Genomic DNA, 15,907 nt, shown 5'->3' on the forward strand with positions numbered 1-15,907 from the left:
GACACTTAGCTAGATTACTTTTATACTATAAAATCGTAATACCCATGGAACTGAAGAAAAACCCACAAGTAGATTTAAGTAGAGATAGTGGTCTTTATTTTGTAATAGGATTAACTATTGTCTTGTTCGCTGTATGGAGAATGTTAGAACATAAAACCTATTCCACAGCAGAAGAATTTGTAACCATAATGCAAGTTATGGACGATATAGACGAAGAGGTACCAGTAACCCACATGCAAACCAATTTTACACCACCGCCACCACCTGCTGCTCCAGACGTTATTTCTATTGTAGAAGATATGGAAGAGGTAGAAGAGACTTTAATAGAAAGTACAGAAAGTAGCCAAGATATTTACGTGGATGATGCTGTTGTTACTGTAGATGAGGTAGAGGTAGTAGAAGAAGAAGAGGAGATTACCGTTCCCTTTGCTGTGATAGAAGAAGTGCCTATTTTCCCAGGATGCGAAGGATTAGCCGATAATGAGGCACGCAAAGCGTGTTTTAATCAGAAAATTCAGGAGCATATTAAAAACAACTTTAAGTATCCAAGTACGGCATTAGAATTAGGAATACAGGGTAAGGTTTATGTGCAGTTCGAGATTAATTCTAAGGGCAAGGTAGCCCATATAAATAAAAGAGGTCCGGATAAATTGTTAGAGGACGAAGCAGTAAGAATTATAGCAATGTTACCGAATATGACACCTGGTAATCAAAGAGGCAGACCAGCTACAGTACGATATGGTGTCCCAATAAATTTTGTGATGCAATAATGGGGTTTTCGTTTTTTTGTTGATGCCCTGCAGGCTACAAAGGCTGCAGGGCATTTCTTTTATAGCAACCTGATAAATATCATATTTTACAAAAACGCCTAACCTTAGCTTTGGAGTATAATTATTAGGTATGTGCAATTTAGTTCAGAAATACAATGTGGCAGGACCACGGTATACCAGTTACCCAACGGTTCCCTATTGGGATATTACCGAATTCTCTGGTAAAAAATGGAAAGATAGTGTGGTTAAAAGCTTTGAAGAAAGCAAAGAAGAAGGTATAAGTTTATATCTACACCTACCGTTTTGCGAAAGTATGTGTACGTTTTGTGGCTGCCATAAACGCATTACCAAAAGGCACGATGTAGAACTACCTTATGTAAAGGCATTACTGAAAGAGTGGCATTTGTATTTGGAGCTATTGCCAGAACGTCCGTTACTAAAAGAACTACATATTGGCGGAGGTACACCTACCTTCTTTTCTCCGCAAAATTTAGAAATGTTGCTTAGAGGTATTTTTAGGAAAGCTAGAGTAGCGACAGACGCGGAAATGAGCTTTGAAGGGCACCCCAATAATACATCAACAGCCCATTTGCAATTATTGTATGGGCTAGGTTTTAAGCGGGTGAGTTATGGTGTACAAGACTACAACTTAAAAGTGCAACAAGCCATTCATAGAGTACAACCGTTTGAGAATGTTAAGCAAGTAACGGAACAGGCCAGAGCTGTGGGTTACACTAGTGTGGGGCATGATATTATATACGGTTTACCCTTCCAAACACTAGAAGACGTTAAAAATACCATTACAAAAACCAGTGAACTACGCCCAGACCGTATTGCTTTTTACAGTTATGCACATGTACCGTGGTTAAAGGGCAACGGTCAGCGTGGTTTTAAAGATTCTGATTTACCTTCCGCAGCATTAAAACAATCACAATACGCTTTAGGTAAAAAAATGCTTACAGACATGGGGTACGTTGATATTGGTATGGACCATTTTGCCTTGGCTACAGATGCGTTAACCGCTGCTGCAGCAAACGGAAAGTTGCACCGCAATTTTATGGGGTACACACCTTCTAAAACCCAATTGATGATTGGCTTAGGTGCCAGCAGTATTAGTGATAGTTGGTATGGTTTTGCCCAGAATGTAAAAAATATAGAGGAATACCAAGATTTAGTAGCAAATAATGTTATCCCGGTCTTTAGAGGTCACATTCTTAACAATGAAGACATTTTAATAAGAAAACATATTCTTAATTTAATGTGCCGATTTAAAACAGCATGGAATACAGAGGACCACGGCGTTTTACCGCTGCAAGAGATACAAGAAAGATTACAAGAATTGGCCAAAGATGATTTAGTCTTGGTAGACGATAAAGGCATTACGGTGACCGAAAAAGGAAAGCCTTTTATCAGAAACATAAGCATGGCCTTAGATTTAAAATTACAGCGCAAAAAGCCTGATACCCAATTATTCTCAATGACCGTTTAACCTATTTAAAAGCAAAAAAAATGAAAAGTATTGTAGTACCCATCGATTTTTCTCAACAATCGGAAACAGCCTTAAAAGTAGCTGCAGACATAGCTAGAAAACATAATGCCACCTTGTATGTAATGCACATGCTAGAATTATCGCCCTCCGTAACGTCTAATACAGATTTAATTCCAGGAGAGCATATGGTACATCTGCTTAAAATAACAGAAGACCGCTTTGCTAAGTTTTTAGAAAAGCCCTACTTAAAAGGTATAGCTGTAACACCTATAATTAAGCATTACAAAGTGTTCTCAGAAGTAAATGAAGTAGCAGAAAAACATAAAGCAGACCTTATTGTTATGGGTTCTCATGGCGTAGATGGTTTAGAAGAACTATTTATTGGCAGCAATACAGAACGGGTGGTGCGTAGTGCTGAGGTTCCGGTTTTGGTCGTGAAAGGTGATATGACAAAATTTAATGCGGAACGTATAGTGTTTGCATCAGATTTTAAACTAGAAAGTGTAGACGTGGCCAAACGCGTGGTGGCATTTGCAGCGCTTATAGGCGCAGAATTACAAATGGTATACATCAACACTCCTGCAGATAACTTTTTGAGTACTGCAGATACCTACAGCCGTATTTCTAAATTTTTAGACCAAGCAAAACTAGGTAAGGAAGTGGTGATTTATAATGATTATACAGTAGAAAAAGGAATACTTGCTTTTGCAGATAGTAATGCTGCAGATATGATTGCCATTCCTACGCATGGTAGAAAAGGCATTACCCATTTTTTTATGGGCAGTATAGGAGAAGATGTAGCTAACCACAGTGAAATTCCTGTGGTGACTTTTAAAATATGATTTGTTTTACCAGTTCAGTTTGGTATTGTTTACAGTGAGTCCCGCTACGGCGGGACTTTTTTTATGGTGTAATCTGATAATTGTCATGTTTTTAGCACGTTAACCGTACTACCTTTAGGTATGTAAATTAAAAAACTAAACCCATGAAAAAGCGTGTTCCAGTTTCCGAAATAATGACCAGAAATGTCATCACTTTGTCTACACAAGATGATTTGGTTACCGCAGAAGAGTTATTTAAAAAACACCATATTAGACACATTCCTGTAACCGAAGGTGAAAAGGTTATTGGTATGATGAGCTATACAGACCTAATGCGCATCAGTTTTGCAGATGCGATAGATGAAGAAGAACAAGATGTAGATACTATGGTGTACAATATGTTTACTATAGAACAGGTCATGGTTAAAGATGTAATTTCTGTACAGCGTAGCACTACAATAAGAGATGTTGCTTTGTTTTTATCTCAAAAAGAATTTCATGCATTACCTGTTGTAGATGGTGATACCTTGGTGGGCATTGTTACCACTACCGATTTAATTAATTATCTATTAGAACAATATTAAAAAATAGGCTATTGGGGAATAGCCGCATTGTGTGTAGTTTGGAGGAGGTACTTATAGGCGAGGACCTCCTCTTTTTATATAGCTGGACTCATTTTTAAGGCAAAAAATAGTTTAGTGATGTAACAAATTTTAAAGTAATTCATCTTATACCTAGAGCAATCAATAACCTATCAAAAAAATGAAAATTACTACTTTATTTTGTTTATTACTCTTAACGAGTGTTACCTTCCTTAGCGCTCAACCTAAGACAACCTTGCAATCCAAGCCTAAAGAGGTACTTTTGTTGGGTACGTTTCACTACCATAACCCAGGTGCAGATGTAGCCAAAACCAAATCTTTTGACATCCTTAGTCCAAGTGCCCAGAAAGATTTGGATAAGATGACCAAACAACTGGTAAACTATAACCCTACAAAAATCTTTGTAGAATGGCCACATCACGAACAAAAAGAACTAGACTCACTTTACAACCTGTACAAGGCGGGCAACTATTTTAAACAAGAAAACCTATCTAATTTTTACAAAAAAAATGAGATTTTTCAACTAGCGTTTAGGGTAGCCAAGGCCAATAACCAAGAGCGGGTATATGCCATAGATTACACGGATACCAACTTTCCATATACAGAGGTGATGGAAGATATAGAAGCCAACCAACAAACCCAATTACAGCAAGAAATAGAAGAAAAACTAAAGTGGTTTAGTGCAGATTTGGATGCGCAAATAGATCAGGGAGTTTCCTTGATTGCCTTAACCTTGGGGATGAATACCGAAACCATGCGGTACGAGAGTAATAACTTGCACAACAACGTACTTTCCCTTGCCGGTAACACAGAACAATTTAATGGCGCGCTCTTAACTGCAGAATGGTACAAAAGAAACTTGTACATGTGGTCTTTGGTACGCAAGTATACAGAAGAAACCGACGAGCGGGTCATGGTTTTAGCGGGTTCTAGCCATACGGCTATGTTCGAGATTTTTGTTGATTATGATAAGAAATGGCAAATGATAGAAGTGTCTCAAGTTTTAAGAGAATAGAGGTTACTATCTATTTTGTTTTATTAGCAGCAATGTTTTGTGGTAGTGTTGCAGATTAATTAAAATATAGGTGTACACTAAAGTTACCTTAACTATGGTAATTGCCATTGCTATAGTAGGTAATATAACCATCACCGATTTAATAATTATTTACTAGAACACTAGCTTTTGGCGAAGAGCCACAAGGAGTGTAATTTATAGAAAGTTCTTAAAGTTAAGAACCTCCTCTTTTCACAATTTGGGAGTATCTTGCAGTGAATAAGCTCCTATGGAAGAACGCTATGAATTAGATATCATCCAAAGCCTGATAATAATCATGTTTATTTTAGGCTTGGTTTGTCCGCTATTATTGTGGATTGGGTACATTGCTATTAAATCAAAAACATATGTTCAATTAGCAGGCTGTTATGTGTATGCTGTCGCAGCAATGGTCATAATTCGTAAGTTGATAAGAGAACCAGATAAGCGCTTTTTTGTAGCAGCCCAGGCTAAGGAGTTTAAAGCAAAAGCCATTTTTAGGTATGAGCCGCAGGAGTGGCGTTCTGTGATAGAGGAGTGTATAGCGCAACAAAAAGCAAAGCATTTTAAAGCTATGGGGATTACTCTAGCAATTGCATTTACGGCATTAGTATTAGGGTTGTTTTTGGGTAAGGATAACGATGGTGAATTTGCTTTGGTTGTTGGTTTTACCTTAGTGTTGGGCGTAGCCGTTTGGGCCACGGGCTTTTATATATACATGGTAGAACCACTTAAAAAAGTAAAACTAAACCCAAACAGACAATGGCATCAATATCAATATGGTATGGTACACTTAGAGCAAAAATTTACACTTAAAAAGTTCGCTCACATTAAAACCGAAGGTAGAAAGATAAAGAATGCAAAAAATTACTTGTATATAGAAGACGAAACTCGGGGAACCAGTGTGGATGGGTATGATATGAATATCCTCCGTAAGTTTTATTTAAGGCTACCAGAAAATTTTAGTTTAAAACGCTATAAAGAACTATAACGTTAACGTAAAGAATTACAAGTATCGCAAGGTGTAAAATTTTTTAAATTTACAGGTACACCCGTATATTGCATCGCACTAAACTAAAACGTAAGAAAGGAATAATAATTCCTTTCAACTATTCTAATAATTCTAATTTTTAAAAAATGTTTACCAAAGCCGTACTAAGATGCACGCTAGTTACAGCCTTGTTTTTTGTAGCCTGTAAGCAGCAACCCAAAACAACAGAAAAACCACCAGAAACCAAAGCGTTACTCACAGATTGGCCTGTTTTTGAGCCTCAACCCTTAGATTCTACCATAGAGGCGCAAATAGATAGTTTGTTACCCCAACTCACCTTAGAACAAAAGGTAGGGCAAATAATACAAGCAGATAGTGAGTCTGTTACGCCAGAAGAAGTAAAACAATACCGTTTGGGTTCGGTTTTAAGTGGTGGTAATTCTGCTCCCGGAGATAAAGCCTACGCAGATGCTAAAACATGGTTGCAGATGGCAGACCAGTATTACAATGCATCTATGGATACGGATGGGGTAGAAGTAGCTATCCCTATTATTTGGGGTATAGATGCCGTACATGGACATGGCAATTTAGAAGGTGCCATTATTTTACCACATAATATTGGGCTAGGCGCTACCCATAACCCAGAGTTGATACAACAATTAGCATCTATTACAGCACATGAACTTACAGTTTCTGGGCACGATTGGACGTTTGCCCCAACCTTAGCCGTACCGCAAGATGTGCGCTGGGGCCGTAGTTACGAGGGGTTTTCTGAGGAGCCAGACCTTGCAAATAGGTATGCTGATAAAATTGTATTAGGCTTACAAGGCACTAAGGGCGATGCAGACTTTATGGGAGCTGGTCGCGTAATTTCTTGTGCTAAGCATTTTTTAGCAGATGGAGCCACAGAAAATGGTGTAGACCAAGGCGATGCTAAGATTGATGAATCCGAATTGCTCAATGTACACGCAGCAGGCTATTACAGTGCTATCCCTGCCGGAGTACAAACGGTAATGGCATCTTTTTCTAGCTACAATGGCAGAAAATTGCATGGCGATTATGAGTTACTGACAGAAGTTTTAAAAGGGAAACTGGGATTTAATGGCTTTGTTGTAGGGGATTGGAACGGTCATGGCCAAGTACCCGACTGTACTAATGAAGATTGCCCCAATGCTTTTAATGCAGGGGTAGATATGTTTATGGCACCAGACAGCTGGAAAGGGCTTTATGAAAGTACGCTGAAACACGTAAAAGCAGGAACCATAACTATGGAACGCCTAGATGATGCGGTCCGTAGAATTTTACGGGTGAAGCTGGCTTCTGGCATTTTTGATAAGGGAGCACCAAGCACGCGTAAATTTGCTGGAGACGAGCGTCAACTAGCATTACCAGAACATCGTGCATTGGCTCGCCAAGCCGTACGGGAGTCTATGGTTTTACTTAAAAATAACGAGCAGGTATTGCCTATAGATGCGAGTAAAACCATCTTGGTAGTAGGTGATGGTGCAGAACATATTATTAAAGCTGCTGGCGGATGGAGCTTGTCTTGGCAAGGCGAAGGCCATACTAATGCAGAGTTCCCTAATGGCGAATCTATATTAGAAGGTATAAAAGAAGCAGTTGCAGAAAAAGGAGGGAAGCTTATCTTTTCGCCAGAGGCGGATGCAAGCCTTACGGCAGATGTAGTAATAGCCGTTTACGGAGAAGACCCTTATGCTGAGTTCCAAGGAGACCGCAAACATTTAGATTTTGTACCCAATGCCTTTGATACTGCCAAACTTTCGGCTTATAAAGAAAAAGGGATTCCTGTAGTAAGTGTGTTCCTTTCTGGCCGCCCTATGTGGACTAATCCGGAGCTCAACCTTTCTGATGCTTTTGTGGCTGCCTGGCTACCAGGAAGTGAAGGTGGTGGGGTATCGGACTTGTTATTTAAGCGTGATGCAGCATACGATTTTACTGGAAAACTATCTTTTTCATGGCCTGCAACTGCTGTAGCACCACAAACCAAAGATGTGCTTTTTAAGCTAGGTTATGGTTTAAATTACAGCAGCAAAGAAACGGTTGAGGTATTACCAGAAAACTCAGATTTAGAAAATTTAGAGGTAGCCTCTACAGGTGTCTTTTTTGATAAAGGGCAGCCTACCGCGCCATGGCGTTTGCAATTACAGTCGGCCGATTTAGAAAAGCAAGTGGCCAGTTTCCCAACCTCTATTGGTGGGTTATTGGTAGGGAAAACAGACCATATGGCACAAGAAGATGCGTTAAAATTAGAGTGGACTTCTACAGAGCGTATACAAGCACAATTGATTGCGACCACGCCTGCAGATATGGCAAGGGAAAGCAATGGCGCCATGGAACTTGCGTTTTACGCACGTACTTTTGACCAAGAAACAGCAACAGTACAAATTGGAGTTTGCAGTGCCGCTGGGCTATGCAACCAACAACTAGAAGTAGTTATTTCTGGGCAAGCATGGAAAGAATACCGTTTGAGCCTTAGTTGTTTTGAAAAATTGGGGACTGATATGACTGCAGTAAACACTGCTTTTAGCATTAGCGCACCAAAGGGCACTACATTAGGACTGTCTGCCATACAACTGGCTACGGATGCCGATGCCAAACCGGGATGCGACGGTAAGTAAAGACCAACACATTCCAAGAATTGAAAGCGAGGGCACAGGCCCTCGTTTTTTTATGCTGTGATGTACAACGATTTCTAACTACAGAATGAAAATTGTTTTAAATGATTATTTTTACGCGTTAACGTTAAACCAACAAAGAACCACAGGCATGCAAGACCACCGTAATCAGGAAAAACAGACCATCATCATCAACCAACAAAACCAAAGCAATAGCATGGGATTGGCAGGTCTTATTCTGTCTATCTTAGCATGGTTTTCTAGCTGCCTACCTATTGCAGGTTCTATTATTTGGTTGCTAGGGCTTATCTTTTCTATTATAGGCCTATTTAAGCGTCCAAGAGGTACAGCTATAGCGGGCTTGGTTATTTCTTGTATAGGCTTAATTCTGTTGCTATTCTTTTTTGGTGCCTTGGCATTTCTTGGACTTACCGCGGCAGCTTTAGAAAGTTAAATGAAATCGCTATACGCATGTATTGCTTTGCTGCTTTGTACGCTGACTTAAGGGCTAACCGCATGGTTGGCATGGCAACAGACAGCTAACATACGTGTTGCACAGAATAAGACGGCGACATATCTAGATTTAGAAAAACAGCGAATAGCGGCACGTACAGATTTATCGCACTGCGAAAAAGAATTACTGAAAAATAGCTTAATCTTAGAAAATGCTAAGGCGACAGCGGTCTCCCATGTAGCTGTCCAAAATTTGAATATACTATTGGTACTACTCGGTGTATTGCTACTGTTATGGGGACTGCTTTTGTTTATCCTGCTAAAACAGCGCTCGTAGCCGCATTACAATTGCGGTGATTATCCGTTACAGTACTACAAAATTATGCTTCTTTTTAACGAGCTACTGCGATTAGTTCTTATACGTTATAAGTGCTTTTTGCGTATCTAAAGGTCTGTCTGTAGCAAAAACGTCAATACCTAGTTTGGCCCAGTCCCTGTAAAGATGGTCACCTCTTGCAGCTGCACGCTTATCTAAGTTTCCTAAAGTACCTAGCATGCAAATTACTCCTTTATCGTGCAGTTGGTCATATAAAGAAACATCTGATAATCTGGTGCCTGTAAATGCCACCATATTAGCCCATGGTATACCAGAGTCAGCAGCTCTGTTAAACTCTTCCATATTTCTGATACTTACAGAGAGCATAACGTTAGGATTATGTTGATACAATATTTGGGCGGTTTCTATAGCATAGGTTATTAAAATAGTTTGTTCTAAAGCATTGTTCTCTTCTATAAACTGAAGTACTTCTGTAGGGTCCACGCTACGTTTAATATCTACCGTGAGGATGGCATTTTCTTTTTTTGCCCAATCCAATACCTCTTTGAACAGTGGAATTTTAAAGGGTACAATCGAATCAAAATCGTCTTTAAGGGTGAGTTGAGACATGGTTTTCCAACTGTTTTGGTCTACGCTGCCAGAACCAGTTGTGGTGCGTTCTAAGGAATTATCGTGCATCAGCAATAGCACCCCATCTTTACTTTTTGCCACATCAATTTCAAATAATGCATTGGGTATATTTTTTTTGATGTACTGCATGGTTTCCAAACAATTTTCTGGATAGCCAGGGTAACCTTTGCCCCCGCGGTGTGCACTAATTAATACCTCACTATTTTCCGTGTAGGTAAATTTGGTTGGTGTGGTATCCTCTTGCTTGTAGTTTACTTTACACCCAACAAAAAGCAATGAAAGAAGTAAATAGGGCAGTAAAAGTTTTTTCATACTTTTAAATTTCTGGTGCGTTATAGCGATGTTGCCAAAGGTACTTGTTTTAGCAGTGGCTTACCCCCAAATAGGTTATTCATTTTTCTAGGATTAAATGATGAATTATTCTAGTTCGGTTTTATGGTTTTAGTGTTACGCGATATAATTTTTCATAATCTGTGAGGATAACAGTGTCTTTACTTTCATGTAGAATATGTACCCCATCCCCATTATGTGTGTTTTTTGCTTTGAATTTTGTTGTTTGCTTATCTAATGACAGTTCTATATAATTATAGCCATAAGGGGTATACCCCCCTACGTAATGATTCCCAGAGAAGGAATTACCTAGAACAACCTTGTCAAAAGATTTTGGGCTTTTTGTTACATCCCATATAAATTCTAATTCATTACTGCGTGTTTCTTCTAACATCGCTTTAAAATTCTGCGAATGGTCATTTCTTGTATACAAAGCGAGTTCTTTATTCTTAAACTTTAGCACACTCACGGAGTATGCTAGCGGATAAATCGACATTACATTTGGTTTTAATTCTTCTAATTTAGCAGCAATTACATCTTGTTCTTTTTGATAAATAATAGGGATTAAACTATCTATGTGCCTTTTACGTTCAATATTTTCTTTAGCATCCATATCCATGTTGTAAACTAGGTTTAATGAATCCCTGATGGCATAACCCTCTCTAGAATTTATGATTAAGTTTTCTATTTTTTCTTTTTTTAAATTATTTAGAACCGATATTTTGTAAACCTCTGTTAGTTCAGGATTTTCATTAAGTTCTATGGAATAAATATCTCCGTTTTTACTGATGTAAATGTTAGGTGCCTGTATTGTTTTTGTGGTATAAAGTTGTCTATCAATAATAACCAATTCACCATCGCTATTATGTGCAAATAGGTATTTCTCATTGCATTTAATACCATATAAATTAGGGGTTATTTGTTTTATGCATAATTGATCATTGGTATGCATTGGGAAAATTGGAATTTCGGGATGTTTATCCGCTTCAGGGGTTCGATACCCACAAAAAATAAACAGTAACATATAGATTAGAGCAATGGTTTTTAAAAGGTATTTCATTCAGAGTAGGTTTTTCGCATTGCAGGCAACTGTAACGTATAAGAATAGTTACGGATTTTAAAAAACTAAATTTTCCGTTTGGGACAATTTTTATTTTGAAATAAAGCGGTTTAGGTATGCACCCAAACCGCTATTACATTTATACCATGTTGTGGATTTATTTTTTTCTATTCTTTAGATACTTTCTAATATAATTTCCGATAGTATATCTGAAAGCAATTAATATTAAAATTCCTAAAATAAAACTTTTGAAAAATTCCATAACCTAAAATTTATAGTGCGTGACCAATTCCAACACAAATACCAAACTCTGCAACCATTAAAATAGTACCCCATCCTGTTGCGCCAGCAACAAATTTTTTGACAACTTTCTTTGCGGCTTTTTTAAAAGCAACTCCCGTTACTTTTTTGCCAGCTAGTGTATCTTTAAGAGTCCCTAATGAGTCCAAACCAATAGCACTAACAGCACAGCCTCCTATCAATCCCCAATCAATCCCTGGACCAGAATCATAATGAACTTCTTGTGCCATTGCACTGTACATTCCAAAAAGTTCCAAGTTTTTTAGACTATTTTGCTGATTTAAAACATAACCATTTGCTTCTGCTTCTACGTATAGAACGCTTTCTACTAAAGGAAGTAAAGAAGAGTCGTCAGAACCTTCTAATATTTCGTTTATGTCATTGTCATTTAAACCTCTGGAGTAAAGAAAATCGTTTGCAGATTTTATTGTTGGCTGCATATTTTGTTTCATTTGAGTGATACCAGATTAACTATAGCAAAAATTGACGTCTTGGCCATTGATTCAAATTATTACAAGAGTTCCCACCCTCCTTTGTACTCGTCTCCCGTTATTGAATTTAATTTATCACACATTTTATCCCATTTATCAAAAGCTCCTTCTCCACCTTTGATAGAAATGACATTTAATCTGTCAATGTACTCAAAGTCTTCAGCACCACTTTCGACACCATATCCCTTATCTTCAATTGTTAATGCAATGCTTGGGAAATATGATTTTGCCCATTCTGGATTTAGAACAGGTTCGAAAAAATCATTTATTAAAGTTCCTGCCTCGAATGCTGGTTTCCCCCAGAATTCTTTCGGATTTCCGATTATTTGTGCGTCAGTAAGTCCTTTTTCAATTTGTTCGGTCTTAACTTCTTCTACCTCTTCCTTAGGCCAAAATTTTAAAATGTAATCAGACATCGTTTATTTTTTTATTCTTTTATCGCTAACAATAGAATATCCGTCATTGCACAGATAACCATTTTTATACTAAATAAGGTAACACCCACGCCTAAACGCTTGGGTTGGGGGAAGTAACGCTTTTAAAGATAACTTTTATTTTCTTACGCTTGTTGGTTAGTAGCTTAAAGTTAAGAGTACGGCGCAATCAGTCGTAGGTATTAAGCAAAAACTATAAAAAGAGGAAGAAATTACTGCTTATATCCACAGTAGTAGATTGCCGTAAGAACTGGTTACTACGGTTATTTCTTTTTTGTGGTATTCATAAGAATAAACGGACTTTTTAAGAGGTATAAAAAGGACTGTTTTTTAGGGTCTTTAAATTCTACCAAACCATATTTAATTTTATGTACAGGGAGCAGTTTAAACGTACCAAAAATTCTATCCCACAAAATAAAAATATCGGCAAAATTAGAATCGGTGTAAAACTGCTCTTGGTGGTGGTGCACCCTATGGTGGTCTGGCATTACAAAAATTAGGCCTATAGTGGTGTTAAGCCATTTTGGATATTTTAGATTGGAATGTTCTAAAAAGAAGAAGATATAAACCATAAAATAATAGAGCGCCAAGGTAGTAACATCCAAACCAAAAATAGCCGCCGTAATTAAATTCCACGCTTGGTATACCAATGCTAGTTCTAGCGGATGAAACCTAAACGTGGTAGAAGAATCCATGGTGGTATCACTATGGTGTACCCGGTGCAACCGCCAGAGTAGGGGACTTTTATGAGAAGCACGGTGCAACCAATAAGTGGCAAAATCAAAAAGGACCACGCCTAAAAGTACTTGCACTACATACGGTAGAGACAGCAAGTAAAACAATCCAATTTCTTGGTTATTGAACCACTCTATCCCAAAAACCAGCAGTGCTAAAAAGAAGATATTTAAGAGTACAAAAACCACTTGCAATAATAGGTTTTGAAGCAGGTGTGCGCCTCTTTTTTTAAAGACAAACGGATTGTCTAAAATCTGTTCTAGCGTAAAGAAAACGGCTAATAACCCAATGATCCAATAATTGGGGTCAATACTTAGAATAGTCTCTATAAGTTCCATAATGTTTTTTTGTTCTTGGGGGAACAAAACCATGCTTGTACCGTAGCGGCATTAGTACAATTGGGGTGTGTGCAAGGTATTGATTATCAGTAGATATTTGAGGGAATTGGCCAATTTTTGTATGGATGGTAGGTTTTTGGCTGCTGATGGTGAAGGTAGTGATACTAGTGGGTAGAACGCCTACGGTAGTGAGCTACTAATTGGTTGTTTTCTTAGTTTGACGCTGTGGTGCTTTGTTGTAATGTTTTTAGTAATTCCATTCTTTTAAAAGAAAAAGTTTGGGTTACACTATCTACATAATCTAAAAGAGCCAATCCTTTGACTGCTAAGGACTGGTCAAAATCTTTTAATTCTTTTTGTACGATGACCGAAATTAATTCTGCCAGTTTTTCTAAATGCTCATGATTTATTTCTTTAATCCTGTTAAGGAATATAGCATCTTCTAACACCAAAATTTCTTTTAAAGTAAAACCAAATTCTGCTTTTAGGGTAGCTTCTATGGCTTTAGTTTCTTGTTCCGTTTCCGTTATTGGCATTGCTAGGGCCCGTTCTAGTAATTTTGCTATTAGCAAAGTTAACCGCTGTATTTCCCTCTGGATAAAATCTTTTTCTTGCTGCATTATTAGGGTTTTACCTTAGTTTTTTGTGGGCAACAATTTTTAATTATTTATAAATTCAATAGCTCTATCTAGTATCTCATCTTCTCCTTTAATAATTCCTTGGATGGTAGGTTTTACATTGATATCAATTTTTACACCTTTTCTTTGAGTTTCTGTTCCATTTGGGTAAAATATGCCGATACCTGAAATTTGGGTTTCATAACCACCGACCATATTAAATTTCATCACATTACCATTTGAGCCCGATGTTTGACGCCCAATAGTGGTGACATTATCCCCGACTTGAAGGCACATTGCTGTGAACTCCATTTGGCTCTGACAATATTCATCAACTAATAAAACTACTTTTCCTTTATAAACTAATTTGTCATTACCACTTTTACCACCTTCTGACCATAAAAACTTCCCTGGATAATCTAGGTTTGGATATATAGATTTATAAAATGTCTTTTTCTCTGATGTTATATAATTGGTGAAAAAGTAAGGAGTTGAAGATTTTGAATTACGCAAATCAAAAATTATAGCTTTAGTCTTACTCAGTTCATCCATGACCTTAGGTACTTCCTTTGTTTTAATTTTCCCAATATTGATATAGCCAATGGAATCACCGATTAATCTATATTTTTCAAGCTGCCTATTTAGTGTATAATCAAAAGCCTCGAACGGGTACCTTTTAATGGTCTTTAAAAAAGTTCTCTCATTTCTAAATAATTCAATAGTAACTGATTGGGTTGAACCATTTAATAGATAGTAGCCTGAGTTTATTTTCTTTCTAGCGTAATTAGAACCATGTATATATTTTTTATTTTCTTGAAAAATTTCAAATGTATTGCGGCCATCTACTTTAGTAATGATATCTCCAATTCTCAAATCATCCAATTCTGCTAGTTTTTGGTCATAGAACTTTGTAATAATTGCAGAATCATTCACTACTTTAAATTCAAAAGGAACATTGTAACAACCAAAGTTGCAAAACTCAGTGTTGGGATATATTAAAGCATGACTATCCTCCAAACTAACTACTAATGCTATTAGAGTCTTGTGATATTCATATTTTGAATTTGGATTAAGAAATATTGGGATGAATTTTTTCAAGACATCATCCCAGTTTTGGTCAATCTGGTATTTAGCTGGAAAAAAGTATTCAATCATGTTCCAGTATCGGAACAGTGTCAGCAATCGCATATTTTCATTTGACCAGTCAAAGCTAGGATAGCTTAGTTCGTTTTGAAAAAATGCAATTTTTGGTTTGCCTTTATAATATGCTATATAATGTTTATTACCTTGATGCCTATTCTCTTCAATGTATTTAAGTTTTTTTGAAAGTTCGTCATTAAATAGTTTAGAGTCGGTAATCCAATTTAAATTAAAATTTTTATCAAAAGAGTTTATACCTTTCTCTTTATTGCATGTTTTGCAAGGTTTTATTGGACCTAAACGTTCAATCCAATTTAAAAAAGTGAGTGAAAGTTCATCTTTGTTTTTTGAGCTTTTGACTATAGGTAATATTGTAAAAAGTTCACTATCCCAATCAAACTTACCATTGGCAACTTCCGGATGGTAATATTTTAAAAATCCCCAAATTTTTGCTGTGACAGATAACTGGTCAACTACGGAAAGACTGTCCTGTGCATTTGTTGTTTTAGTAATAAAGAGAACTAAAAATAGAAATACAATTATCTTTCTCTTCATGATTTTGATCACGCTCTAGCTATGGTTAGTGTGTGAGTAAAGAGTAGTGAACTTCTGATTAAGCACATAGTATTTTATCATAATATTTTGTTTTAACTATTCAGGTTTAAAGCTTAATCAAAATATTTAGATACACTATAAATAC

General features: G+C 37.1%; 15 protein-coding genes. 8 read left to right on the forward strand and 7 right to left on the reverse strand.

Translation table 11 applies throughout. The features are described from left to right. Positions 1-44 precede the first annotated feature (44 nt). From HCO57_RS01580 to HCO57_RS01615, 8 genes are all read left to right on the forward strand, one after another. Positions 45-770, forward strand: coding sequence for an energy transducer TonB (locus tag HCO57_RS01580; RefSeq protein WP_167987541.1), 726 nt, complete (start codon positions 45-47; stop codon positions 768-770). Positions 771-900: 130 nt separating this feature from the next. After that, positions 901-2,259 carry an oxygen-independent coproporphyrinogen III oxidase gene (gene hemN, locus HCO57_RS01585; RefSeq protein ID WP_167987542.1) on the forward strand — a complete coding sequence of 453 codons (1,359 nt, stop codon included), beginning with the start codon at positions 901-903 and terminating at the stop codon, positions 2,257-2,259. A 20-nt stretch (positions 2,260-2,279) separates the two neighbouring features. After that, the gene (locus tag HCO57_RS01590) at positions 2,280-3,101 is read left to right on the forward strand and encodes a universal stress protein (RefSeq protein WP_167987543.1); all 822 of its coding nucleotides are present in this window, start codon (positions 2,280-2,282) and stop codon (positions 3,099-3,101) included. A 143-nt stretch (positions 3,102-3,244) separates the two neighbouring features. Then, complete coding sequence (locus tag HCO57_RS01595) at positions 3,245-3,664, forward strand: CBS domain-containing protein (protein WP_136950665.1); 420 nt, start codon at positions 3,245-3,247, stop codon at positions 3,662-3,664. 178 nt (positions 3,665-3,842) lie between these two features. After that, positions 3,843-4,697, forward strand: coding sequence for a DUF5694 domain-containing protein (locus HCO57_RS01600; RefSeq protein ID WP_167987544.1), 855 nt, complete (start codon positions 3,843-3,845; stop codon positions 4,695-4,697). 268 nt (positions 4,698-4,965) lie between these two features. Continuing rightward, positions 4,966-5,706: a hypothetical protein gene (locus HCO57_RS01605; RefSeq protein WP_167987545.1), complete on the forward strand. Its 741-nt coding sequence runs from the start codon at positions 4,966-4,968 to the stop codon at positions 5,704-5,706. A gap of 146 nt (positions 5,707-5,852) precedes the next feature. Beyond that, positions 5,853-8,345, forward strand: a complete 2,493-nt coding sequence (locus HCO57_RS01610) for a glycoside hydrolase family 3 protein (protein WP_167987546.1) — start codon at positions 5,853-5,855, stop codon at positions 8,343-8,345. Between the two features lie 85 nt (positions 8,346-8,430). Then, on the forward strand, positions 8,431-8,796 hold the full coding sequence (locus tag HCO57_RS01615) for a hypothetical protein (protein ID WP_245167521.1): 366 nt from the start codon (positions 8,431-8,433) through the stop codon (positions 8,794-8,796). A gap of 408 nt (positions 8,797-9,204) precedes the next feature. On the opposite strand, the gene HCO57_RS01620 is transcribed toward HCO57_RS01615, so the two are convergent. The 7 genes from HCO57_RS01620 to HCO57_RS01650 all read right to left on the reverse strand — a co-directional run bounded on the left by HCO57_RS01620 (position 9,205) and on the right by HCO57_RS01650 (position 15,762). Then, positions 9,205-10,074: a glycerophosphodiester phosphodiesterase family protein gene (locus HCO57_RS01620; protein ID WP_167987547.1), complete on the reverse strand. Its 870-nt coding sequence runs from the start codon at positions 10,072-10,074 to the stop codon at positions 9,205-9,207. 121 nt (positions 10,075-10,195) lie between these two features. Then, positions 10,196-11,152 carry a hypothetical protein gene (locus HCO57_RS01625; RefSeq protein WP_167987548.1) on the reverse strand — a complete coding sequence of 319 codons (957 nt, stop codon included), beginning with the start codon at positions 11,150-11,152 and terminating at the stop codon, positions 10,196-10,198. A gap of 272 nt (positions 11,153-11,424) precedes the next feature. Beyond that, the gene (locus tag HCO57_RS01630; protein WP_167987549.1) at positions 11,425-11,892 is read right to left on the reverse strand and encodes a hypothetical protein; all 468 of its coding nucleotides are present in this window, start codon (positions 11,890-11,892) and stop codon (positions 11,425-11,427) included. Positions 11,893-11,963: 71 nt separating this feature from the next. Next, positions 11,964-12,359, reverse strand: coding sequence for a hypothetical protein (locus HCO57_RS01635; protein WP_167987550.1), 396 nt, complete (start codon positions 12,357-12,359; stop codon positions 11,964-11,966). A gap of 281 nt (positions 12,360-12,640) precedes the next feature. Further along, on the reverse strand, positions 12,641-13,450 hold the full coding sequence (locus HCO57_RS01640; RefSeq protein WP_167987551.1) for a sterol desaturase family protein: 810 nt from the start codon (positions 13,448-13,450) through the stop codon (positions 12,641-12,643). Between the two features lie 212 nt (positions 13,451-13,662). After that, entirely contained in the window at positions 13,663-14,070 is a 408-nt protein-coding gene (locus HCO57_RS01645) for a hypothetical protein (protein WP_167987552.1), read from the reverse strand. Positions 14,071-14,109: 39 nt separating this feature from the next. Then, the gene (locus HCO57_RS01650; protein ID WP_167987553.1) at positions 14,110-15,762 is read right to left on the reverse strand and encodes a S41 family peptidase; all 1,653 of its coding nucleotides are present in this window, start codon (positions 15,760-15,762) and stop codon (positions 14,110-14,112) included. Between the last annotated feature and the right edge of the window lie 145 nt (positions 15,763-15,907).

The organism is Croceivirga sp. JEA036 (assembly GCF_011882165.1).
Classification (GTDB): domain Bacteria; phylum Bacteroidota; class Bacteroidia; order Flavobacteriales; family Flavobacteriaceae; genus Croceivirga.